The 22,396-nt window shown below is 64.0% G+C and carries 23 protein-coding genes and 1 tRNA gene; 11 read left to right on the plus strand and 13 right to left on the minus strand.

What is annotated here, in order from left to right; translation table 11 throughout:
* Window positions 1–2: 2 nt before the first annotated feature.
* The 3 genes from ureC to HMI59_RS20055 are packed head-to-tail and all read right to left on the minus strand — an operon-like array spanning window position 3 to window position 2,395.
* Window positions 3–1,733 carry an urease subunit alpha gene (gene ureC, locus HMI59_RS20045; RefSeq protein ID WP_166184868.1) on the minus strand — a complete coding sequence of 577 codons (1,731 nt, stop codon included), beginning with the start codon at window positions 1,731–1,733 and terminating at the stop codon, window positions 3–5.
* A complete protein-coding gene (locus HMI59_RS20050) occupies window positions 1,730–2,083 on the minus strand; it encodes an urease subunit beta (protein WP_193592331.1) in 354 nt (117 codons plus the stop codon). Before HMI59_RS20050 ends, ureC begins: the two co-directional genes overlap by 4 nt.
* 9 nt (window positions 2,084–2,092) lie before the next feature.
* Complete coding sequence (locus HMI59_RS20055) at window positions 2,093–2,395, minus strand: urease subunit gamma (RefSeq protein ID WP_193592332.1); 303 nt, start codon at window positions 2,393–2,395, stop codon at window positions 2,093–2,095.
* A 240-nt stretch (window positions 2,396–2,635) separates the two neighbouring features.
* On the opposite strand from HMI59_RS20055, the gene HMI59_RS20060 reads away from it, so the two are divergent.
* From HMI59_RS20060 to HMI59_RS20075, 4 genes are all read left to right on the plus strand, one after another.
* Window positions 2,636–3,835, plus strand: a complete 1,200-nt coding sequence (locus HMI59_RS20060; protein ID WP_193592333.1) for a pyridoxal phosphate-dependent aminotransferase — start codon at window positions 2,636–2,638, stop codon at window positions 3,833–3,835.
* Window positions 3,832–4,794, plus strand: a complete 963-nt coding sequence (locus HMI59_RS20065; protein WP_021471310.1) for a D-glycerate dehydrogenase — start codon at window positions 3,832–3,834, stop codon at window positions 4,792–4,794. Before HMI59_RS20060 ends, HMI59_RS20065 begins: the two co-directional genes overlap by 4 nt.
* 135 nt (window positions 4,795–4,929) lie before the next feature.
* Complete coding sequence (locus tag HMI59_RS20070) at window positions 4,930–5,268, plus strand: hypothetical protein (protein WP_227471468.1); 339 nt, start codon at window positions 4,930–4,932, stop codon at window positions 5,266–5,268.
* A 101-nt stretch (window positions 5,269–5,369) separates the two neighbouring features.
* Window positions 5,370–5,738 (plus strand): hypothetical protein, encoded by a 369-nt coding sequence (locus tag HMI59_RS20075; protein WP_193592334.1) that lies wholly within the window; start codon window positions 5,370–5,372, stop codon window positions 5,736–5,738.
* 64 nt (window positions 5,739–5,802) lie between these two features.
* Here HMI59_RS20075 and HMI59_RS20080 read toward each other — a convergent pair.
* Window positions 5,803–5,875 (minus strand) — tRNA-Lys (locus HMI59_RS20080).
* A 237-nt stretch (window positions 5,876–6,112) separates the two neighbouring features.
* Between HMI59_RS20080 and HMI59_RS20085 the strand changes: the two genes are divergently transcribed.
* On the plus strand, window positions 6,113–6,772 hold the full coding sequence (locus tag HMI59_RS20085; protein WP_021471313.1) for a hypothetical protein: 660 nt from the start codon (window positions 6,113–6,115) through the stop codon (window positions 6,770–6,772).
* A 202-nt stretch (window positions 6,773–6,974) separates the two neighbouring features.
* Here the strand turns inward: HMI59_RS20085 and HMI59_RS20090 are convergent, their stop codons facing one another.
* The gene (locus HMI59_RS20090) at window positions 6,975–7,706 is read right to left on the minus strand and encodes a hypothetical protein (protein WP_193592335.1); all 732 of its coding nucleotides are present in this window, start codon (window positions 7,704–7,706) and stop codon (window positions 6,975–6,977) included.
* 196 nt (window positions 7,707–7,902) lie between these two features.
* Here HMI59_RS20090 and HMI59_RS20095 point away from each other — a divergent pair, with 196 nt between their 5' ends.
* The 3 genes from HMI59_RS20095 to HMI59_RS20105 all read left to right on the plus strand — a co-directional run bounded on the left by HMI59_RS20095 (window position 7,903) and on the right by HMI59_RS20105 (window position 11,133).
* On the plus strand, window positions 7,903–8,520 hold the full coding sequence (locus HMI59_RS20095) for a DUF47 domain-containing protein (RefSeq protein ID WP_193592336.1): 618 nt from the start codon (window positions 7,903–7,905) through the stop codon (window positions 8,518–8,520).
* Between the two features lies 1 nt (window position 8,521).
* A complete protein-coding gene (locus HMI59_RS20100) occupies window positions 8,522–9,544 on the plus strand; it encodes an inorganic phosphate transporter (RefSeq protein WP_193592337.1) in 1,023 nt (340 codons plus the stop codon).
* A 350-nt stretch (window positions 9,545–9,894) separates the two neighbouring features.
* On the plus strand, window positions 9,895–11,133 hold the full coding sequence (locus HMI59_RS20105; RefSeq protein WP_193593840.1) for an IS110 family transposase: 1,239 nt from the start codon (window positions 9,895–9,897) through the stop codon (window positions 11,131–11,133).
* Window positions 11,134–11,263: 130 nt separating this feature from the next.
* Here the strand turns inward: HMI59_RS20105 and pstB are convergent, their stop codons facing one another.
* The 4 genes from pstB to pstS all read right to left on the minus strand — a co-directional run bounded on the left by pstB (window position 11,264) and on the right by pstS (window position 15,399).
* Window positions 11,264–12,043, minus strand: coding sequence for a phosphate ABC transporter ATP-binding protein PstB (gene pstB / locus HMI59_RS20110; protein ID WP_021471317.1), 780 nt, complete (start codon window positions 12,041–12,043; stop codon window positions 11,264–11,266).
* Window positions 12,044–12,103: 60 nt separating this feature from the next.
* Window positions 12,104–13,207 carry a phosphate ABC transporter permease PstA gene (gene pstA / locus HMI59_RS20115; RefSeq protein WP_166184852.1) on the minus strand — a complete coding sequence of 368 codons (1,104 nt, stop codon included), beginning with the start codon at window positions 13,205–13,207 and terminating at the stop codon, window positions 12,104–12,106.
* Complete coding sequence (gene pstC, locus HMI59_RS20120) at window positions 13,208–14,140, minus strand: phosphate ABC transporter permease subunit PstC (protein ID WP_166184849.1); 933 nt, start codon at window positions 14,138–14,140, stop codon at window positions 13,208–13,210.
* A 137-nt stretch (window positions 14,141–14,277) separates the two neighbouring features.
* Window positions 14,278–15,399, minus strand: coding sequence for a phosphate ABC transporter substrate-binding protein PstS (pstS, locus tag HMI59_RS20125; RefSeq protein WP_193592338.1), 1,122 nt, complete (start codon window positions 15,397–15,399; stop codon window positions 14,278–14,280).
* A gap of 217 nt (window positions 15,400–15,616) precedes the next feature.
* Between pstS and HMI59_RS20130 the strand changes: the two genes are divergently transcribed.
* Both HMI59_RS20130 and HMI59_RS20135 read left to right on the plus strand, forming a co-directional pair.
* On the plus strand, window positions 15,617–16,744 hold the full coding sequence (locus tag HMI59_RS20130) for an aromatic acid exporter family protein (RefSeq protein WP_193592339.1): 1,128 nt from the start codon (window positions 15,617–15,619) through the stop codon (window positions 16,742–16,744).
* A gap of 60 nt (window positions 16,745–16,804) precedes the next feature.
* A complete protein-coding gene (locus HMI59_RS20135; RefSeq protein ID WP_193592340.1) occupies window positions 16,805–17,512 on the plus strand; it encodes a phosphatase PAP2 family protein in 708 nt (235 codons plus the stop codon).
* Window positions 17,513–17,818: 306 nt separating this feature from the next.
* Here the strand turns inward: HMI59_RS20135 and HMI59_RS20140 are convergent, their stop codons facing one another.
* From HMI59_RS20140 to HMI59_RS20155, 4 genes are all read right to left on the minus strand, one after another.
* The gene (locus HMI59_RS20140) at window positions 17,819–19,210 is read right to left on the minus strand and encodes an NAD(P)-binding domain-containing protein (protein WP_193592341.1); all 1,392 of its coding nucleotides are present in this window, start codon (window positions 19,208–19,210) and stop codon (window positions 17,819–17,821) included.
* A gap of 97 nt (window positions 19,211–19,307) precedes the next feature.
* Window positions 19,308–20,285, minus strand: a complete 978-nt coding sequence (gene trxB, locus HMI59_RS20145) for a thioredoxin-disulfide reductase (RefSeq protein WP_193592342.1) — start codon at window positions 20,283–20,285, stop codon at window positions 19,308–19,310.
* 36 nt (window positions 20,286–20,321) lie between these two features.
* Complete coding sequence (locus HMI59_RS20150; protein WP_193592343.1) at window positions 20,322–20,744, minus strand: arsenate reductase ArsC; 423 nt, start codon at window positions 20,742–20,744, stop codon at window positions 20,322–20,324.
* Window positions 20,745–20,925: 181 nt separating this feature from the next.
* Window positions 20,926–21,600, minus strand: a complete 675-nt coding sequence (locus tag HMI59_RS20155; RefSeq protein WP_193592344.1) for an ArsR family transcriptional regulator — start codon at window positions 21,598–21,600, stop codon at window positions 20,926–20,928.
* 45 nt (window positions 21,601–21,645) lie between these two features.
* On the opposite strand from HMI59_RS20155, the gene HMI59_RS20160 reads away from it, so the two are divergent.
* Entirely contained in the window at window positions 21,646–22,383 is a 738-nt protein-coding gene (locus tag HMI59_RS20160) for an MIP/aquaporin family protein (RefSeq protein ID WP_193592345.1), read from the plus strand.
* Window positions 22,384–22,396 lie beyond the last annotated feature (13 nt).

Consider the following 22,396-nt stretch of genomic DNA (forward strand, 5'->3'; position numbering starts at 1 on the left):
TCCTAGAAGAGGAAGTACCGCTGGGCCATGGGCAGCACGTCGGAGGGTTCGGAGGTGATTTCCTGGCCGTCAACGGTGACGGTATAGGTTTCGGGGTCGACGGCGATGTCCGGAGTTTCGCCGTTGAATTTCAGGTCCGCTTTGCTCAGCGTGCGGATGCCGGATACGGGTTTGATGATCCGCTCGAGTCCCAGTTCTTCCGGAACACCGGCTTGGATCGCGGCTTTGGACAGGAACGTAATGGACGTCTGCCAAAGCGCTTTTCCATGGGCCGCGAACATGGGCCGCATGGTGCGCGGCTGGGGCGTGGGGATGGAAGCATTGGAGTCGCCCATGAGCGCATAGGCAATCTGGCCTCCCTTGATCACCAGTTCGGGCTTTACCCCGAAGAAGGCCGGATCCCACAACACCAGGTCGGCAAACTTACCGGTCTCCACCGAGCCGACCACGTCCGCCATGCCCTGTGCGATGGCCGGGTTGATGGTGTATTTGGCAACGTACCTTTTGATCCGGAAGTTATCGCTGTCCGGGGATCCGTGGGCGGCTCCGGACGGATCCCGCAGCACGCCACGCTGCCTCTTCATGGCATCGGCTACTTGCCATGTACGGGTCACCACTTCGCCGACGCGTCCCATGGCTTGGGAATCGGACGAGGTGATGGAGAAGATGCCAAGATCGTGCAGGACATCCTCTGCGGCGATGGTTTCAGCACGGATGCGGGAGTCCGCGAACGCCACATCTTCCGGAATGTCAGGGTTGAGGTGATGGCACACCATCAGCATGTCCAGGTGCTCTTCCACCGTGTTCCGCGTGTACGGAAGAGTCGGGTTGGTGGAGGCTGGAAGCACGTTCGGCATCCCGGCGATCTTGATGATGTCCGGCGCATGCCCGCCGCCGGCGCCTTCGGTGTGGAAGGTGTGGATGACCCGGCCATTGATCGCCCGGATGGTGTCTTCCACAAAGCCGCACTCATTGAGCGTGTCGGTGTGAATGGCAACCTGGACGTCGAATTCGTCGGCGACGCGCAGGGACATGTCAATCGAGGAGGTGGTTGAGCCCCAGTCTTCATGGACTTTCAGTCCGACGGCACCGGCGCGGATCTGCTCCGCGAGTGGCTCGACGGCGGATGCGTGGCCCTTGCCGAACAGGCCGATGTTGACGGGGAGGCCTTCAGCCGCTTGGAGCATGCGTGAGATGTGCCATGCCCCGGGCGTAACGGTGGTCGCCTTGGTGCCCTCGGCCGGACCCGTTCCACCGCCCACCATAGTAGTGATGCCGTTGCAGAGTGCTGCGGGCACCTGTTCCGGAGAGATGAAGTGGATATGGGTGTCGATGCCTCCCGCAGTGAGGATCTTCCGCTCCCCGGCGATGATCTCCGTGCTTGATCCAATAACTATGTCCACGCCGTCGGTGATCTGCGGATTACCGGCCTTGCCGATTCTGAAGATGTGGCCGTCTTTAAGGGCCACATCAGCTTTGTAGATGCCGCTGTAGTCCACAACGACCACGTTGGTGATGACGGTGTCCGGAATGTCTTCCGAGCGGGTCAACTGCCCGTTTTGGCCCATGCCGTCGCGGATCACCTTGCCGCCGCCGAAGACCACTTCTTCGCCGTAGGCCGTGAAGTCTTTCTCGATTTCCAGGAACAGCTCCGTGTCGGCCAAGCGGATCGCGTCGCCGGTGGTGGGGCCGTACAACTCTGCGTATTGCCGGCGAGGAATCTCGAAGCTCACTGGGCAGCCTCCCCGGTGACGTCGGCCGGTGCCGGCGCGCCGCCGTCGAGCCTTCCATTCACGGCGTTGCTGAGTCCGAAGACCTGCCGCGTGCCTGCAAGGAGGATCAACCGGACCGTCTTCCGGTCCCCCGGCTCGAACCGCGCGGCGGTGCCCGCCGGGATGTCGAGGCGACGGCCGTAGGCTGCCTCCCGATCGAACTCAAGGGCGCTGTTGGCTTCGGCGAAGTGATAGTGCGAACCAACCTGGACCGGGCGGTCGCCGCGGTTCACGACGTCGACGGCGATCGACTCGCGTCCGCTGTTGCACGCGACCACACCCTCCTGAAGCCGGTACTCTCCGGGAATCATGGCAGCCTCCTAGCGGATGGGGTTGTGGACGGTGACGAGCTTGGTTCCGTCGGGAAACGTGGCCTCCACCTGGACGTCGTGGATCATCTCCGGCACGCCTTCCATCACGTCTTCGCGGCCGAGCAGGGTGGTTCCGTAGCTCATGAGTTCTGCCACGGTCCTGCCATCGCGGGCACCCTCGACCAGTTCGTAGCTGATGATGGCGATTGCCTCCGGATAGTTCAGCTTCAGCCCCCGGGCCTGCCTGCGCCGGGCGAGATCGGCGGCGATCACGATCATGAACTTCTCCTGCTCACGCGGTAAAAGATGCATGGGTTTCCTCTGCCTTCGGCATCATCCGGACGGGTTGATTGCCAGCCTAGGGAGCGGAGGTTTCAGCTGTATTTCCAGAATGTCTCAGGCGGGGGTCGGATGCTCAGCGGCGTCGGGGGCCCAGCTCCCGGACAACGGCCTCGGTTCCCGAAAACCGTAGACAGGCTAATACATCTCTAATATATTAGTTGCGTACTTCAAGCTACCGCTTTGATCAGCTCGATGAGGAGTTACCAGCACATGCAGAAACTCGCACGCCGGCTTGAGCGCCTGGGCACTGAAACTGCTTTCAGCGTTGCGCAGGCAGCCGCCGCTTGGAAGGCGAAGGGCAACCTCGTTTACCCCTTCCACCTTGGCGACATCAACATCCCCACCGCCCCGCACATTATTGAGGCGATGAACAAGGCCATTGCCGATGGATACACCGGCTACTGCCCCGGCCCCGGCATACCCCAGCTGCGCGAAGCGTTGGCCGAAGACATCGGATCCCGCCGCAGCATCGAATTCTCTCCCGAAAACGTGGTGGTCATGACCGGCGGCAAGCCCGTGATCACCAAGTTCCTCCAGGCCGTGATGAACCCGGGCGAGGAAGTCCTCTACCCCAACCCCGGTTTCCCGATCTACGAATCCCAGATCGAATACCTTGGCGGCACCGCCGTGCCTTACCGCTACGTGCCCACGTCCAATGGTTTCGCGATCGACCTGGACCAGGTCCGGGCCTCAATCACCCCGAACACCACCGCGATCATCTACAACGACCTGCAGAACCCCATTTCCGCCGAGTCCACTGCGGCCGAGCGCGAAGCAATCGCACAGATCGCGATCGAGCACGACCTGTGGGTCCTCTCCGACGAGGCCTACTTCGAAACCCGGTACGAAGGCGTCTCTTCCTCGATTACCTCCATCCCGGGCATGGCCGAGCGCACAGTGATCCTGTACACGTTCTCCAAGAAGTTCGCCATGACCGGTTCACGCCTGGGCTGTGCCGTGGCCCCGCGCGACATCGCGCAGGTTCTGTCCACCCTGAACACCAACGATGAATCCTGCACCACCCACTACGTGCAGTGGGCCGGCATCGAAGCGCTCCGCGGCCCGCAGGAACCGGTCCAGAACATGCTGGACATTCTCAAGGGCCGCCGCGATGCTGCCTGCGGGATCGTCAACAGCATCCCCGGCATGAGCGTGGCTGTTCCGCAATCCACGTTCTACCTGTTCCCGGATGTCACCGAGGCCATGCAGAAACTCGGGTACACCGCCGTCGGCGACTTCGCCTCCGACGCCCTCTACAAAACCGGCGTGTCCTTCTGCACCCGTGAACACTTCGGCCGGCGCCTGCCCGGCGAAGACCGCCAATACATCCGCCTGGCCTACTCCGGCATCGAAACCCCCGCCATCGAAGAAGGCCTGGGCCGGCTGCGTGAATGGATCGAGAACGCATGAGCCGCGTCGTCGTCACGGGACGCATCCCCGAAACCGCCCTCGAAAACCTCCGCGCCAACCACGACGTCATCGCCTGGGAAAGCGAAGGGTCCATCAGCCGCGAGGAACTCCTCCGCCGCGTGGCCGGAGCCGACGCGATCGTCAGCCTCCTCACCGAACGCGTCGATGCTGAACTGCTCGACGCCGCCGGGCCCCAACTGAAGGTCGTCTCCAACGTCGCCGTAGGCTACGACAACATCGACGTCCCGGCCTGCACAGAACGCGGGATCATCGCCACGAACACCCCCGGCGTGCTCACCGAAGCCACCGCCGACATCGCGTTCGGGCTCATCCTCATGGCCACCCGCAGGCTCGGCGAGGGCGAACGGCTCATCCGCGCCGGACAGCCCTGGAAATGGGGCATGTTCTTCCTCCTCGGATCCAGCCTGCAAGGCAAAACCCTCGGCATCGTCGGCATGGGCGGCATCGGTATCGCCACCGCACGTCGCGCCAAGGCCTTCGGCATGGAGATCGTCTACCAATCCCGCAGCGAAATCGACCCCGCGATCGCCGATGAACTCGGCGCCCGCCGCGTGGAACTCGACGAGCTCCTGGCCGTGTCCGACGTCGTTTCCCTCCACTGCCCCTACGGGCCGAACACCCATCACCTGATCGGCGCCGAACAACTCGCTGCCATGAAGGACACCGCCTACCTGGTCAACACCGCCCGCGGACCCATCATCGACGAAGCCGCCCTCGCCCTGGCCCTGCGCGAAAACCAGATCGCCGGCGCCGGACTGGACGTCTTCGAACAAGAACCCAAGGTCCACCCCTGGCTCCTCGAGTTGGAAAACGTAGCCCTCGTCCCGCACCTCGGCTCCGCAACCGTCGAAACCCGCACCGCCATGGCAGTCCTCGCCGCCACCAACACCCTCGCCGTCCTGGGCGGCGAACAACCACCAACACCCATCAACGGCTAACTCCGCCACCCACGACGGTCGACGCGCGCCCCACCGGCACGCGTCCGCCGTCGTTGGCATATCCGCAGCGGTAACTATAGGTCTTGGAGCCGGTAACTATAGGTCTTGGAGGGCACAAGGGATAGTCTGGTAGAAATGCTCGGGAGTCTAGCGATCCTCGGGCAGCCGGCTAAGCAAAGGCCACAGGACATGGGCTTCGACCGCAACGAACCAGAGCAGAGTCGGGGGCTCCAAGAAGTACTGACAGCAGGACACATCAGTACTGAGTCGTTATGGCTCCACTACGTAAGCATCGGCGGGATGCTGGGGGTAGTGGAAGTCGAAGCCTACGTGAAGGGCTTGTTGTCCGTGCCGACCTTCCAGCGGGACGTCCTTGCGGCGGCCGCCAACGAACTATCGGATGGCCCCTTCGCGCTTCGCGCTCCCTTTGCCATCGATTTTGACCCGCCGGCTACGACTCCGGTTCTCCCCTGACCCCGCATCTTCACACGCAGAACATCACCCCGCAATGAGCCTGCAACATGGATGCGGGAGGCTGGCTTCATAGCCAAAGAAGCCAGCTGAGGGGAGCGACCATGGGCATCGCACATACAGACCTGTTCCAAGCTTTGAAGACTCAAGCCAGTTTGGCCCAGGCCTTCGGCACGCTGCCGGGCAGCGATGAGGAACCGCATCCGCTGACCGAGGGCGAACACATCGAGGCCTGGCACAACGGCCGGCTCTACCATCGCGGAACCGTGGTCAAGACGATTTCCGGAACCGGGTTGTTCTGGCTCCAGGACGACGGCGGCAACCGGCGGCTCCTGGACGTGGAATCGCTGGACATCATCCGCGACGGGCTGCCTCCCGCACCTGCGCCGGCTGCGGAACCTGCCGCCGTCGCAACGGTTACGCCGCTTTCGCTGTATCCGATCTTCCAGGACGGCTCCCAAGCCATCGCCTGATGGGCCACAAAGAAACCCCCGGAACCGTATGGTTCCGGGGGTTTTCCACTCTTCGCTAAAAGAGTGGGCCCTGTGGGGCTCGAACCCACGACCCACGGATTAAAAGTCCGATGCTCTACCAACTGAGCTAAAGGCCCTCCAGCTGTAGAAACAGCCATGAATACTGTACCTCACTGTTTGCGGGGCAGTAGAACGCAGTAACCCGCGTGCGGCTACGACCCCCTTTGGGCAGCTAACGACGGCGGAGCGCAGCCACAGCGGCGTGTCGGCGGCCGACGGCGGCAAAGTGGGTCGTGACGGCACACCGTCTGAAGGCGTTCCGGCCGGGAGAACCGTTACTCGACCCCGTCAGGGCACAGGAGTACGGTGAACACATGAGCGAACAGCCAGGATCACGTGCGTACGGCGGAGCGAACCGGCACCATAAGCCGAAGCCCTTCGCCCCCATCGACTTTGAGCCGTTTGCGGGCGGCGCGGACCCGGCCAGGGTCTCCGAGGCTGCCCACCTGGCGGCCCAGGCACTGGTCCGGCGCGGCAGGGACAGCGATGATCCCACGGTCACCCGTCGCTTGGTGAAGCTCGCTGACGAACAAGGCCTGGACGCCATCGCCGAGATGTGGGCCGAGAGCCCTGCCCGCTCGCTTCCCGGCGCACTGTGGCGGCTCTACGCACTCCGCGCAGCCACCATCCAGAACCCGGAGCGGATCTCCGTCTACTTCCGTGCAGGCCGCGACACCGCACAGGTCTCCAATGTGGTGGCAGGAGCCGCTGAGCCACCGGGCGCCGACGAGATGAAGACCATGGCGGACGCCATCCTCTCAGGAGCTTTCGACGGCGATTTCGACGTCGCGCTGGAACGTTCGGCGGCCTTCTGCCGGGTTGTGGCACTCGGCCAGGCGACACTCGCCGACGGCGCCGAACACGCCAACGAGGGCCACGCCAGCAAGCTCACGCGGAACTCGCACCAGCTGGTGAAAACCGCCGAAGACCTTGAGCATGCCGCGAACGCGTGGCGCCTGGGCGAGTTGGACTAACCCTCCGCACCCACCCAAACGCAGGCAACAGAAAGGCCGGAAGTTACCCACTTCCGGCCTTAACTGTCAATGTTGACTTAGCTTCCACGACGTAGAACACTGAAACTGGTGTCGAACCGCGAAACCCCCGGGCTTCAACTTATAGCCGCTTCGAGCGGCCTACCGCCGAGAGGCGTATCCGGTTCGGCACCATTTTTATGCCCTACTTCAGGGTGATGGTCGTTTCGGCCTGTTCCTTCTTGTCGTGGTCGAGCTTGCCGTCGGCACCCTGCGGCGTCAGCGTTGCCTTCACTTCCGCTTCCTTGCCTGCGGTGTAGGCGAAGTTTTCGGCGATGTTGAAAGACTCACCCGGGCCCAGCTTGAAGGGAGCCTCTTCCTTGAGCTTGGTTCCGCGGCTGGTGAGCCCGTGCTTTTCGAACTGGTCGCTGCTGGAATCGGAGGGCATGCCGCCGAGGTACTTCCAGTCCGTGTACTTTGCGCTCGGCGAGACCAAGGAGTGGCTCAGCGGAATCTCAGCGGACGAAGTGTTGGTCACCACGTAGTTCAGATACACCACGGGATCGCCCTTCTTGAGCAGGTTCTCCTTGGTTTCCTTGTCCACGAACATGCTGTCCTTGCTGGCAACGTCGGTAGCCACCTGGAAGATGTCCACGTTGAAGCTCTCGCCCTTGATGCTGCCCAGCTTCTGGCCGGCATCAGTGATGGGCAGGGCCCAGGAGGCAGCTTTGTAAGCGCCGGAGGAGGTGCCGGCGTTCCCGGATTCGGATGCCGAGGAGGACGACGACGGCGAGGCTGACGAAGAAGCCGACGCAGAGGAGGACGGCGACGACTCGGAACCGGCCGCCGTCGTGCTTTCGTTGGAACCGCAGGCAGTCAGCGCGAGCAGGCCGGCGAGCGCAACACCGGTGAACTTCACTACATTGTTGATACGCACAATTCCCCCATTGAGTTGATTTATTGAATGGCGCCCTCAGCCTTTCATAAAAGTAAGTGGGCTTTCCATGGGGAGAACTTCCCACGTTCGCCCCGTCCTGCCGTCGACCGGCCTGCCGCTGCCGGTAAAGTTGTGACGGAAAGGGCAGCATCACGTCGAGCAGCCCACTCCCCATCCGCCCCGAACCGGAAGCGTCATGAAGCTGCGTCTTTTTCCCCAAGAGCCCGCCGGACTTGCCCTGCTCGCGCAGATGGCCGGCGTGATCGTGGCTGCCACCGGGACGCTGTCCGCAATCCTCGGCGCTCCGGCCAGCGAACATGAACGGCTCAGCGAGGAACTGCACGAGCACGAGTCGAAGTCCCTGGACCTGCACTTTGCCCTCCTGACACACATGCGCACGAGCTTCGTCAATCCGCTCCCCCGCGAAGACATGTATACCCTGTCCCGGTTCCTGAACGAGGCCATGGAAAAGCTGGATGCGGCAGGCGAACTGGTGGCCCTGTACAAACTGGACCGCTTGCCAAAGCGCGCGGCGGACCAACTGGAGATCATCAGCCGCCAAGCCGAGCTCACCGTCGATGCCATGCGCAAGCTTGAGGACCTCGACGAGCTCGAGGACTACTGGATCGAGATACTGCGGCTCGCCAAACGCGCGGAGCGGACGCACCGCATATGGGTGGCGGAGATGCTGCAGGACATGAAGTCCGCCCAGTACGCCCGGAACAGGGACATCGCCAACCAATTGGTGGAGGTCACCAAGGACATGCGCAGGATTGCCACCCAGGTAGGCAGCATCATCGTCAAGGAATCCTGACGTGACCACTGCCGTCCTGGTCCTGGTGGTGGGGTTGGCCGCGGGATTCGCGTTCCTCAACGGTTTCCGCGATGTCTCCAACGCCGTCGCACTGTCCACGCGGACCCGCGCCCTGACGCCCTCTGTTGCCGTGCTGCTGGCGGTCATCTTCAACTTTGTTGGTGCGATGCTGAGCGGCGGCTTCGTGCTTGCCTTCACGCAATCGTGGATCACGCTGCCCTCCGGGACGGGCGGGCTGACCATGCTTGCCTCCGCACTGTCTGCGGCGATCCTGTGGGGCGTGTACTCGTGGTGGCGGGGCATACCGCTTTCCTCCACCAACTCCCTCATGGGCGGGCTGATCGGGGCGGGTGGCGCGAGCGTCCTGGTGGGCGGAAACTTTGTGGACGGCGTGGATTCGGTCCTGCTGACCCAGGTGGTCCTGCCTTTGGTGGTCTCCCCGGTGGTGGCTTTCGTCGCCGCGTACTTGCTGGTCTGGCCCGTCACGTGGGCTGCGCGGTATGCCCAGCCGGACGTCATCAACCGGCGTTTCCGCCGGGCCCAGGCAGTGTCCTCGGCGGCGGTTGCGTTCGGGCACGGCCTGCAGGACGGCCAACGCACGACGGCGGTGCTCCTCCTGGCGCTGGTGGCGGCCGGACTGGAATCCGGGGGAAGCGTACCTTTCTGGATCCTCCTGCTCACCGCCGTCATGTTGACCGGGGGCACGCTTTTTGGGGGCTGGCGTATTTCGCACAACCTCGGGTACAGAATGATCCGGATCGATCCGTTACGCGGCTTCGTTGCCCAGACGCTGACGTCGGTGATGCTGTTCGTGGGCGCGATCGGCCTGCAGTTTCCGCTCTCCACCACCCACACGTTGACGGCTTCGGCGCTGGGCGCGGGCACCAATCAACGGTTCCATGTGACCAACCGCCGGCTGGTCCGGAGGATTCTCCTGTTCTGGGTGCTCACGCCGGTGGTGACGGCCGCCGTCGCTTTCGTCCTGGAACTGGCGCTGTCCCCCCTCGCGACCCTGTCCAAGTAGGTCGCAGTTCCGCGCGTTTAGAGCGGTCAAAACGCGCACTACTGCGACCTAGCGGTTCCGCGCCGTCGGCGCCCCATGGAGTGGGGAAAGTGTGCGTCCTGCTCGCCGTGGGCTCTGGCAACTCAGTGGTGAGGGGATGATCATGGGAGTGTCTGCCGCGGTGAACGCCGACCCAACTTGGTACCCGGAGTCCGTGACCTAGCGTGGCGTGGAGGATTTCCATGGGAGCCATGGATTGTTGCTTCGAGCACGGGTGTTAGATTCCTGATTATTTTCCAGTCCTCCCCACGGTAGATGCGAAACAGCCATACGAGAGGTTGGGAGGAAGCATCATGGAGATTGAAAAGGATCTGGATGTCGTTCACGAGCGTGCCGCTGGCCTGGATATTTCCAAGCGCGACGCGAAGCTGTGCGTGCGGGTTCCGGGTGCCCGGCCCGGGACCTACACATCCAAGGTCACGACGTGGGCTGCGACCACCGGACAGGTCCTGGAACTGCGAGAGTACCTCGAGCAAGCCCGTGTGGACACGGTGGTGATGGAGGCGACCAGCGATTACTGGAAACCGTTCTACTACCTGCTCGAGGAGACCGTCCCGGTGATGCTGGTCAACGCGAAATCCGCCAAGAACCTCCCGGGCCACAAAACCGATGTCAAGGACGCCGCCTGGCTGGCCCGGATGGGCGCTTACGGGCTGCTGCGTGCCTCGTTCGTGCCTCCCGAGCCCATCCGTGACCTTAGGGACCTTACCCGGGCCAGGGCCATCGCTGCCCGGGACCGGGTCCGGGAAATCCAAAGGTTGGAAAAGTTCCTCGAAGGCTCCGGGATCAAACTCTCCTCGGTCGTCTCGGATCTGACCGGGGTCTCCTCACGAGACATGCTCGAAGCCCTGATCCGTGGCGAACGTAACCCCGAAGTCCTTGCCGGCATGGCCCGCGGAACACTGCGCTCGAAAATCCCGGCACTGGTTGACGCGCTCACCGGCCGGTTCCGGCCCCACCACGCGTTCATGGCCAGACTGCATCTGGACCAGATCGATGCCCACACCCGTACCATCGAGGCCCTCACCCAACACATTGAGGAGGCGATGAAACCCTTTCGTGACGCCAGGGAAGCCCTGGCCACCATCCCCGGAGTCTCCCAACGAGTCGCCGAAGTGATCATCGCCGAAACCGGCGCGAACATGACCGTGTTTGACACACCGGCCCGGCTCGCATCCTGGGCAGGTGTGTGTCCCGGAGCGAACGAATCCGCAGGCCACATCAAATCAGCGCACATCCTGCCCGGCAACAAGTACCTCAAAGCAGCCCTCGGCACCGCGGCCATGTCCGCCACACGATCAAAGAACACCTACCTCGCCGCGAAATACCGGCGCATCACAGCCCGCGCCGGACGCAACAAAGCCCTTGTCGCTGTCGAACATTCGATCCTGAACGCAGCCTGGCACATGCTCCGGAACGGCGAAATCTACAACGACCCCGGCGCCGATCACTACAACCGGATCAGCCCAACCCGAGCGAAAAACAAAGCCATCAAACAACTCAACAACCTCGGCTACGACGTCACGATCACCCCGGTCACCGCAGCCTAACCCACCCCTACTTTCGTATTAGTTGGGTGCGGGGGCGGGTACGGAAAAGACGACGGCGGCCGTACCCCCAAGGCGACGGCCGCCGTCGTGATCCGCCGGTCCCCTACGGAAACCGGAGCCTGGACAACCCTTATCCGAAGCGGCCGGACACGTAGTCCTCGGTGGCCTTCTGGGACGGGTTGTTGAAGATGGTGGTGGTGTCCGCGAACTCGATGAGCTTGCCCGGCTTGCCCGTACCGGCAATGTTGAAGAACGCCGTCTTGTCCGAAACGCGGGCGGCCTGCTGCATGTTGTGGGTCACGATCACCACGGTGTACTGGTCCTTGAGCTCGTTGATGAGGTCCTCCACGGCGAGGGTGGAGATCGGGTCCAGCGCAGAGCAAGGCTCATCCATCAGGATCACCTGTGGCTCCACCGCAATGGCACGGGCAATGCAGAGACGCTGCTGCTGGCCGCCGGAAAGGCCGGAACCGGGCTTGTCCAGGCGGTCCTTGACCTCGTTCCACAGGTTGGCGCCCACCAGGGACTTCTCCACGAGTGCGTCGGCTGCGCCCTTGGAGATCTTCTTGTTGTTCAGCTTCACGCCCGCCAGCACGTTGTCACGGATGGACATGGTGGGGAACGGGTTGGGGCGCTGGAAGACCATGCCAACCTGCGTGCGCACGGTCACGGGGTCCACGCCGGGGCCATAGAGGTTATCGCCGTCGAGCAGGACCTCACCCTCAACACGGGCGCCGGGAAGGACCTCGTGCATGCGGTTCAGGGTGCGGAGGAAGGTGGATTTGCCGCAGCCGGACGGGCCAATGAAGGCCGTGACGGACTTGGCTTCGATGTTGATGTTGACGTCCTCAACAGCCAGGAAGTTGCCGTAGTAGACATTCAAGTCTTTGACGTCGATGCGCTTGGACATGGTGTTCCTTTGTTCCTTGGGGGTCTGGAAGTTTTGGGGCGGGACGGGCCGTGGGCCCGGTCAGCGGCCTGTTTTCGGAGCGAAGAGACGGGCGATCAGGCGCGCTCCGAGGTTCAGGAGCATCACCAGGATGATCAGCACCAGGGCCGCGCCCCACGCACGCTGGTCCGAGGGGCCGGGGTTGGACGGCGACGTCGGGTTCAGGATCTGCGTGTAAATGAACGTGGGCAGGGAGGCCATCCAGCCGCCGAACACGTTGTTGTTGATGCTGGTAGCGAAACCGGCCGTCACCAGGATCGGCGCGGTTTCGCCGATGACGCGGGCGATTGCCAAGGTGACGCCGGAAGCAATGCCGGAGATCGCCGTCGGAATAACAACCTTCAGGATGGTGCGCCATTTCCGGACGCCGAGCGCGTAGGAAGCCTCGCGAAGCTCGTTCGGGACAATCTTGAGCATTTCCTCGCTGGAGCGGACAACCACAGGAATCATCAGAACTGAAAGCGCGACGGCGGCCACCGCACCAGTCTTGGTGCCGGGGCCCACGACTGCGAAGAAGAAGGCAGCCGCAAACAGGCCCGCCACGATGGACGGGATGCCGGTCATGACGTCCACGAAGAAGGTGATCGCCTTGGCCAATGGACGGTCGGCACCGTACTCCACCAGGTAGATGGCGGTGAGGAGCCCGACGGGCACGGAAATGACAGTGGCCAGGAGCGTGATCTGTACGGTGCCCAGCAGTGCATGGTAGATACCGCCGAAGACCGCGCCGCCTTCCTCGACTGCCTTGTTGTCGTAGACGCCGGTGACCCCGTTCATTGACGTGTTCAGGAAGCCCGGCGTGACAAGCCCGGGGATGCCGTTAACCAGGACGGTCCAAATCACGGAAACAAGGGGCAGGAGCGCCACCAGGAAGGCCCCGACCACCAGGCAGGTGGCCAGCTTGTCCTTGGCTTTGCGGGCACCTTCAACGGCACCGCTCCACGCCACCAGGCCGACGGTGAAGAGGATCGCGGAGACAAGCCCCCAGCCGAAGGCGTTGAAGCCGATCAAGGCCAGGATGGCCGCGCCAACGATCAGCGCGACGGCCAGGACAACGTAGGGCGCGAACTTCGGCAGTTGGCCCTTGGTGAGCGCGGAGCGCTTACGGACTACTGTGGCGGTCATTTAGTTGGCTCCCGAGAATTCTTTGTGCTTGGTGATGATCCAACGGGCGATCATGTTCACGCCAAGGGTGATGACGAACAGCACCAGGCCTGCGGCGATCAGCGTGTTGACCTTGAGGCCGCTTGCTTCCGGGAAGTTCAGGGCGATTTCGGCGGCGATGGTCTGGTTGCCGGACTGGATCAGGCTCGCAGTCAGGGCGCCGGAGGAGAGCACCAGCGCGACGGCCATGGTCTCGCCGAGCGCCCGGCCCAGGCCCAGCATGATCGCGCTGATGATGCCCGGGCGGCCGAACGGGAAGACGGCCATGCGGATCATTTCCCAGCGGGTCGCTCCCAGTGCCAGCGCGGCTTCCTCGTGCAGCTTGGGGGTCTGCAGGAAGATTTCGCGGGACAGGGACGTGATGATGGGAAGGACCATGACGGACAGGACGATGCCTGCGGTGAGGATGGTCTTGCCGGTGGCGGAGGCCGGTCCCTGGAAGATCGGAATCCAGCCCAGGTTGTTGGCGAGCCAGTCGTAGGCCGGGGAGATTTCCTTGGCGAGGAACGCTGCACCCCAGGCACCGTAAACAACGGACGGGATGGCGGCCAGGAGGTCAACCACGTAGCCCAGGCCTGCGGCAAGCCGGCGGGGAGCGTAGTGCGAGATGAACAGCGCGACGCCGATTGCCACTGGCGTGGCGATGACGAGGGCGATCACGGCGGCAATGAGCGTACCCACCACGATCGGGGCGATGTAGGCAAAGAAGCCGTGTCCGCCTTGGATGTCCTCCGGAGGGGCGACGAGTGCCGGGATGGCCTGGACTACCAGGAACAGCGCGACTCCGAAGAGAACCGCGAGAATCAGGCACCCTGCGGCCAAGGCGGCCCCGGAGAAAACCTTGTCCCCGGCGCGTCCTGCGCCTTGGGAGGTTGTCAGGGAGTTGGTGGTCACTTCACGATCCTTAAGTCTGGAGTGAACTGGTCTTGCATGGCTAAGTTCCCTGCCCCGGAACGGTGGCTTCTGGCCACCGGCATCCGGGACAGGGAACTTCAGTGTTCAGCCGGTCCGGGCAAGCCCGCCGGGAAACCTTAGGCCTTGGCCTTGATGGTGTCGATGGCGGCCTTGGCCTTGTCCTGCAGCGCCTTGGAAAGCGGTGCGGACTTGGCGGCGTCAGCTGCGGTCTTCTGGCCCTCGTCGGAGACGACGTAGCTTTCGAAGGCCTTGACCAGGTCAGCCACGTCCTTGGTTTCGTACGTGGTGCACACAACGTGGTAGGAGACGAGCACTACCGGGTAAGCGCCGGAAACCGTGGTCTTGCGGTCCAGCTTGATGGCAACGTCGTTGGTGGCGCGGCCGTCAACGGGCTTGCCGGCTTCAACAGCCTTGGCAGCGGCCTCAGCGGAGATCTTGACGAACTCTTCGCCAACCTTGATGGAGGCGGTGCCCAGCTTGCCGGAAACGGCGGAGTCATCAGCGTAGGTCACGGCACCGGGGGTGTCCGTGACGGTCTTGACGACGCCGGAGGTGCCCTTGGCGTTCTCGCCCTTCAGGGATGCGGGCCAAACGCCTGCAGCCTTATCCGTCCAAACCTCGGGAGCAGCAGTTGCGAGGTAGTCGGTGAAGTTGGAGGTGGTGCCGGAGTCGTCAGAGCGGTTGACCGGGGTGACCTTGAGGTCCGGCAGGCTGACGCCTTCGTTGAGGGCGGCAATAGCGGGATCGTTCCAGTTGGTGATCTCGCCGCGGAAGATTTTGGCTACGGTGGTGGCGTCAAGCTTCAGTTCGGTGACGCCCGGAACGTTGAAAGCAACAGCGATCGGGGAGATGTACACCGGGATGTTGATTGCGCCGTCGGGACCGCACTTGGCCTTGGAGGCCTCCAGCTCCTCATCCTTCAGGTAGGCGTCGGAACCGGCGAACTGGGCCGAACCGTCGACGATGGCCTTGCGGCCTGCACCGGAACCATCCGGGGAGTACTGAACGGTGGCGCCCTGGTTGGCAGTGGAGAAACCGGCCTTCCAGGCGTCCATTGCAGCGCCGGTGGAGGAGGCGCCGATGCCCGTGAGGGTGCCGGTGACCTTGGTACCGGATGCGGCGGACTGCGTGCCGGCGGAGGTGCCGGTTGCGTTGTCGGAACCACAAGCGGTGAGCGCGAGTGCGCCAGCTGCGATGACCGCGATGGCCGCAGTACGGCCGAAGTGAGTTGCCTTCACTTGTATGTGCCCCTTCCAGGGATTTCAGATGCTGCCGAACGGAGATTTCGGCGCGGGTGATCTGTGGACCTTTTGTGCCTTAACTGAAGGTATGGAGCGCAGGTAACGGGACCTGTGGCGGAAAGTGAACGGAAAGTGAACGACGGCGGACCATTGGGTTATGTGGCGCGTGCCACCTTGAGGTTGGTGGCACGTTTCCGCAAATAGACTGGAAGGCATGGCCGCCACGAAGGGACTCTCCGCAAGCAAGAGGTTTGTGCGTACCCGGCTGAGGACCGGCCTGGTACGGAGCCGGAACTCACTGGTGCCCGCCATCCAGATGACTGTGTGCGCGGTGGGTGCTTACGCGTTTGCCGAATACGTCCTCGGCCACCAAGGCCCCCTGTTCGCCGCAACGTCATCCTTGATTGCGCTGGGGTTCTCCCGCGATCCACGCCTGCGTCGCGTGATCGAGGTGGGTTTGGGCTGCACGCTCGGCATCGTTGTAGGCGACCTCCTGCTCCACTGGCTGGGCGCCGGAATCTGGCAGGCCGCCGTCGTACTTCTTTTCTCCATCCTGCTGGCCAGGTTCCTGGACAGCGGCACCATCTTCACCACCCAGCTGGGCCTGCAGTCGCTCTTGGTGGTGCTGCTGCCGGCGCCGGCCGGCGGGCCGTTCACGCGCAGCCTGGACGCAGTGGTGGGCGGAGTGTTCGCGCTCCTGGTGACCGTCCTCATGCCGAAGGACCCACGCAGGGAGCCACGGAAGGACATCCGGAAGATCCTGGACGAGCTCGCGGAAATCCTGCGCGACTGCGCGAAGGCGATGATCGACAGTGACTCCACCGCCGCGTGGCATGCGCTGATCCGCGGCCGCAACTGCCAGGGGCTGGTGGATCGTATGCGGCAGACGCTGCGGGCATCCGGCGAGGTGGCAACGCTCGCTCCCGCGCATCGACGGCACAGGGATGAACTGGCGGGGCTGGAGCATTCCCTGGAGTACATTGACCTCGCGCTGCGTAACAGCCGGGTGTTTGCCCGCAGGCTGACCAGCGCGATCAACCACGCGGCGCTCTCCGATGAGGCTATCGACAACATCGCCGAAGTCCTGCAGGAGACCGCCGCGGCAATCGATGAGTTGACCCTCGGTTTGGCGGAGCAGAACGACGGCGCCCGACGGGCCCACATGCGGCGTGCCCGCACCGAGCTGACCATGGTGGCCTCGCGCGTGCACCCGAAAATGCTCGACGTGCAGCGGTTGGAGGGGGAGGCCGTGGTGATGCTGTTCAGGCCGCTCCTGGTGGACCTGCTTGAAGCCAGCGGCCTGGATCCGGAAGAGGCGCGCTCGGTTTTGCCGCGGCTCTGACTTTGGGCCTTGCGCGCCCGCTCCCAGCGAAGGCCCAAGTCCGCTGTGGATAATGGAGCGATGCTCCCTGCGTCATCAATGCGTTCCCCGGCGCGATTCCGGCCCGGCCCTCCCTTGCGGCCGCGCCAGCGTGTGCTGTTCCTTTGGGCCGGTGCCCTGTTCGTGGCCGGAGATGCCATTTTCTGGTTGATGTTTGCCGCTGTCCTGTCCTCCAGCGGGCTTGCGACCCTTGACGGAACAGTCCACACGCTGGTCGTGGATTCGCGCAGTCCCTTGATCAACGGCTTCCTCGCGGCGGTATCCGGACTGACGTCGCCAACGGTCACGTCGATCGCCGCGGGAGTGATTGCCGTGGTCTGGGCTGTATGGAAACGGGAGCTGTGGCGTCCTGCCGTGCTGCTGGGCGCCATGGTTGTCTCAGTGGTGCTTGCCACCGTGGTCAAACTGGAAGTGACCCGTTCCCGGCCGCCTTCCACGGATTTCCTGCTTGGGCCCGACGACGCCCTGTCCTTCCCCTCCGGCCACACCCTCGGCGCCTCGGTACTGGCGTTCGTCCTCGCCTACCTGCTGTGCTCCCGTTCCGGAACGCGTACGACGGCGGTCCTGGCGTATGGCGCAGCCGCTGTCCTGACGCTGCTGGTCGCCTACAGCCGGCTCTACCTGGGATATCACTGGCTCACCGATGTTGTGGCTTCACTGGGAGTTGCACTTGGTGTCTTGGGCCTGGCGGTGTTCGTGGACGCCGCGAGGAACGGGCGGGGCGGGTAGGTTTTTGCGGCCGACGAGTAGGACCAAGTAGTGGGCCCCTTTGAGGCACCGATTTAACGAGTACCGACTACTGGTGTACCCGGTTCCGCCGGACGGTTAACTGTTTCTTGGAAGGCCGGACAAGCCCCAAGCATCGCCGGAATTCCACTTCGCAACACCGCATCGGTGGTCTCCACAACCGGTGCTCCGGCCGCCGCAGGGCGGTCCGGCCCATGACGAAGCCGGCGGCGACAGAGTCTTCTGAGACCGAGACTCTCCCCCCAGCCGCCGCCGGCTTCAAGGCCGGCTGGCCGTCACTTCATCTCGTTAATTGGGCTGGTTCTGGCCCGAGCGCCCGTGGGCCAGCCCGGTCGGGAACCCGACGAACGCCGGCTCCGGTGCCGAGCAGCAACCACTTGGGGACTCTTGCTCTTTGGTCGTGTTGGCGGGGGTGTCGCAGCTGGTGCCGGTGTCACTGGAACAAACACCGGTTTCAGGCAGATCCAGATGGACGGTATCGGCGGCTTCGTGGTCTCCGGCAAGGGCGGCCGCGACGGAGCGGACCTGCTCGTAGCCGGTGGCAAGCAGGAACGTCGGGGCCCGGCCGTACGACTTCATCCCGACAATGTAGAAGTCCTTTTCCGGGTGGGCGAGAAGCTTCGCGCCGTGGGGTGGGACGGTCCCGCAGGAGTGGAATTCCGGGTCGATGAGGGGGCCGAGCTCGGTGGGTGCTTCAACGGCCGGGTCCAGGTCCAGGCGCAGTTCACGCAGGACATCCAGATCGGGCCGGAACCCGGTGCACGGGACGATGACGTCGGCCTCGAGGGTGCGGCCGTCCACGGCTTCAACCGTGACTCCCGTGTTGAGGGTTTTGATGGTACTGATCCCGTACCCGGTATGCAGTTCGATGGCTCCGGCCTCGACAAGGCGGCGCAGCCGGGAGCCGAGCTGGCCGCGGGCCGGGAGCCCGTCGGCGTCACCGCCACCGTAAACCTTCTCAGCGCTCGCGCCGCGGACGGCCCAGAGGATCCGGGTGGCGGGCTCTGTTTTGGCCAGGTCGGCCAGGTTAATCAGGGTATTCGCCGCCGAGTGGCCGGCACCGACAACCAGCACACGGCGGCCGGCGAATGCTTCGCGGTCCCGGCCGGTGACGTCGGGCAGGGGCGAGGAGATCCGCGTGCCGGCTTGTTCTTCGCCGATGGCGGGCAGGCCGGACGTGCCCAGCGGGTTGCGCGTGGACCAGGTCCCTGAGGCGTCGATGACCGCGGCTACGGTGTGGTCCCGGATCTCCCCGTTGCCGTAGTCGACGCGGACGGTGAATGCGGTGGTGTCCCGGTTCTTGCTGTGGGTTTTGTCCAGGCCCTGCCGGGTGACAGCAATGACCCGCGCGTTGGTGTGGAGGCGAGATGCGATCGGTTCTGTGGCGGCCAGCGGGGTGAGGTAGTTGTCTATGAGTTCGCCGCCATAGGGCAGCGCGGTGGGTCGCGGGTGTTCCCAACCGGCTGGTTCGAGCAGCCGCACGGCTGCGGCGTCGGTGTTGAACCGCCAGGGGGAGAACAGCCGGATGTGCCGCCAGTGCTCGATCGCCGCGCCCGCGGTGGGGCCCGATTCGAAGATGACCGGGTCCAGGCCCTGTTCGAGCAGGTGCGCCGCGGCGGCGAGCCCTACCGGGCCGGCGCCGATCACGGCGACGGGAAGGGCACTGGTGGCTGTATCCATGACTGTCCTCTGTTCTCTGTGTCCGTTGGTGCGGTGGTTACGGGGTGCCTGCCGGTCCGGCGGGGCATCCAGTTCACCCCCTCCCCTGATCGTGCGCTTAGGCGTGGGTGGGTTCTTCGACCAGGGCGGTGGCGATGCTGTCTGCGTCCTCCAGCGCGGCGAGGTAGCGTTCGGCGTCCAATGCTGCCGCGCATCCTGTGCCGGCAGCGGTGATGGCCTGCCGGTAGCGGTGGTCCACGGCGTCCCCGCAGGCGAAAACACCGGAGAGGTTGGTGAGCGTTGTGGGTGAGTCAACCTTGATGTAGCCCTCGTCGTCCAGCTCGACCTGTCCGGTGACCAGTTCGGTGCGGGGCAGGTGCCCGATCGCGACGAAGATCCCGGTCGTGTCCTGTTCCCGGGTCGCTCCGGTGCGGGTGTCAGTCAAGGTGACAGCAGTGACCTTGGTGTCGCCGTGGATGGCGGTGATGGCGGAATTGAAGGCGAAACTGATCTTGGGGTTGTCCTTGGCGCGTTGGGCCATAATCCGGGAGGCCCGGAGTTCGTCCTTGCGGACCACGACGGTGACGGACTTGGCGAAGCGGGTCAGGAAGGTCGCTTCTTCCATGGCCGAGTCCCCGCCCCCGACGACGATGATGTCCTGGTCCTTAAAGAAGAACCCATCGCAGGTGGCGCACCAGGACACCCCGTGACCGGACAGTTTCTTCTCTTCGGCCAGGCCGAGTTCCTTATAAGCCGAGCCAGTTGCGAGGATGACAGCCGGGGCCTCATGCGTCTCGCCGGCGCCCGTGACCACGCGCTTAAGGTGACCGGTGAGATCAACTTCGGTGACGTCGTCGAACACCACCTGCGCACCAAACTTCTCAGCCTGTTCCTGCAGACCGTCCATCAGTTCGGGGCCTTGGATCCCGTCTGGGAAGCCCGGGAAGTTCTCCACCTCAGTGGTGTTCATCAGCGCCCCGCCGGCGGTGACGGACCCGGCCAGGACCAAAGGCTTGAGGCCGGCGCGGGCCGCGTAAATGGCCGCGGTGTACCCGGCAGGGCCGGAGCCGATGATGATCAGTTGTTCGGTGCTCACGAAACTGCTCCTAAAAGAGAGACTAAAAGGGCCGGGTTACTTGGCGGCTGGGATCAGGGAAGCGATCAGATTCTCGATGCGGCTCTTGATCTCGTCCCGGATCGGACGGACCGCCTCCACCCCCTGCCCTGCCGGGTCTTCCAGGACCCAGTCCTCGTAGCGCTTGCCGGGGAAGTACGGGCATTCGTCCCCGCAGCCCATCGTGATCACAACGTCCGAGGCCTGCACGGCCTCGGTGGTCAGGACCTTAGGGATCTCGGCGGACATGTCGATGCCGAGTTCGGCCATGGCCTCAACGGCAGCGGGGTTGACCTTGTCCGCAGGCTGGGAACCGGCGGAGCGGACCTCGATCGCGCCGTGCGCCAGAGTGGTCAGGAACGCTGCGGCCATCTGGGACCGGCCGGCGTTGTGGACGCAGACGAACAGAACGGACGGCTTCTTGACGGTTTCGGTGCTCATAAGGAGTTCTCCTGGGTTTGGGTTGGGTGAGCTGTTCGGCTTGGCTATTCGGGGCCGCAACCCACACCCTCCAGATATTGATGTTCGTCGATGTAGGGAGTATTTCCCAAAACATTGATGATTGTCAATATTTAGATGAGGCGAGGTTTGGCCCCGGCGTTTGGGGAGTTGGCGTGGGTGTTCAGGCGGCGTGCAAGCGTGGGGCGAGGTCGCTGATTCGGCGGGTGATGTCCTGGTAGGCGTGCTCGAAAGCGGCGGGGGTGCCGGACCGGACGGGGTCCGGAACGGACCAGTGAATATTGCTTGGCGGGGCGGCGAGCTCTTCGTGGGCACTGTCGCAGACGGTGATGATGAAGTCGCGCCCGTCGGCGACGTCATCCAGATGCTGCGGAGCGCGGCGACCGAGGTCCAGCCCGTGCCTGGCCGCGATCTCAACAGCCCCGGGTGCGATGCGTTCGGCGGGGCGAGTGCCCGCGGAAGCGGCCGGGATATCGCTGGCCTGCCGCCAGAGGGCAGTAGCCAGTTGGGAGCGGGCACTGTTGTGGGTGCACACGAACAACACCCGGCGCACGGCATGCCCGACACCGGGAGTGAGGCCATCCAGGGAGCCAGGGGTGAGGCTGAGGTAGCTGCGGCGCTTGTCTGCTTCGGAGCGGTGCCGCCCTACCAGGCCTGCAACCTCGAGGGTGCGCAGGTGGTGGGAGAGCAGGTTGGAGGGGATGTGAAGCTCGGCCTGCAGTTCGCTGGGCGAGTAGTCACCCAAGGTGAGCAGATCCACGATCCGCAGCCGGGCAGCGTCGGCCAGGGCCGCGTGCTTCGCAAGCCGAACGTCAAAGGTGTTTCGCTCAGTTTCCATTGGTTCAATTTTGACTGAGATAATTTTTCGGGTCAAGCTTGTGGCATGACTTCACAGCAGCCGCCCTTATGGCGCCGCGCCTTGGCCGAACTGATCGGCACCTGCCTGCTTGTCGCCGTCGTGGTCGGGTCCGGGATCGCCGCGCAGCAGTTGTCCCCGAACGACGTCGGCCTGCAGTTGCTGGAAAACAGCACCGCCACGGTGCTGGGGCTCACGGTGCTGATCCTGGTGTTCGGCCCCGTCAGCGGGGCGCACTTCAACCCGGTCGTTTCCGCGGCGGACTGGTTCCTGGGCCGGCGCCATGGCACCGGACTGAACCTGACCGAACTCGGCACCTACGCAGTGGCGCAGGTCGCAGGCGCGATCGGCGGCAGCATCCTGGCCAACGTGATGTTCGACCTCGGGACCTCGATCTCATCCAAGGACCGCACCACGCCGGGGCACCTGGTTGCCGAAGCCGTCGCCACCGCCGGGCTCATCCTTCTTATCTTCTCCTTGGCCCGCACAAACCGCGGACTGCTGGCCGCCCCGGCGGTCGGGGCATACATAGGGGCCGCATACTGGTTCACATCCTCGACCTCGTTCGCGAACCCCGCCGTGACCATCGGCCGGATTTTCACCGATACCTTCGCAGGCATCGTCCCGGTCTCCGTTCCCGGCTTCATTCTCGCCCAGATCACTGGTGCCGCACTGGGCCTGGGCCTACTACTGGCCCTGTTCCCCGCAGCAGGAAGTGCCGCGGGCGACGTCGTCGTTCCGCACCCCGCCAAAGAGGCGGCCTAACCGCAACTTGATA

The sequence above is a fragment of the Paenarthrobacter sp. YJN-5 genome (assembly GCF_015040095.1).
Classification (GTDB): domain Bacteria; phylum Actinomycetota; class Actinomycetes; order Actinomycetales; family Micrococcaceae; genus Arthrobacter; species Arthrobacter ureafaciens.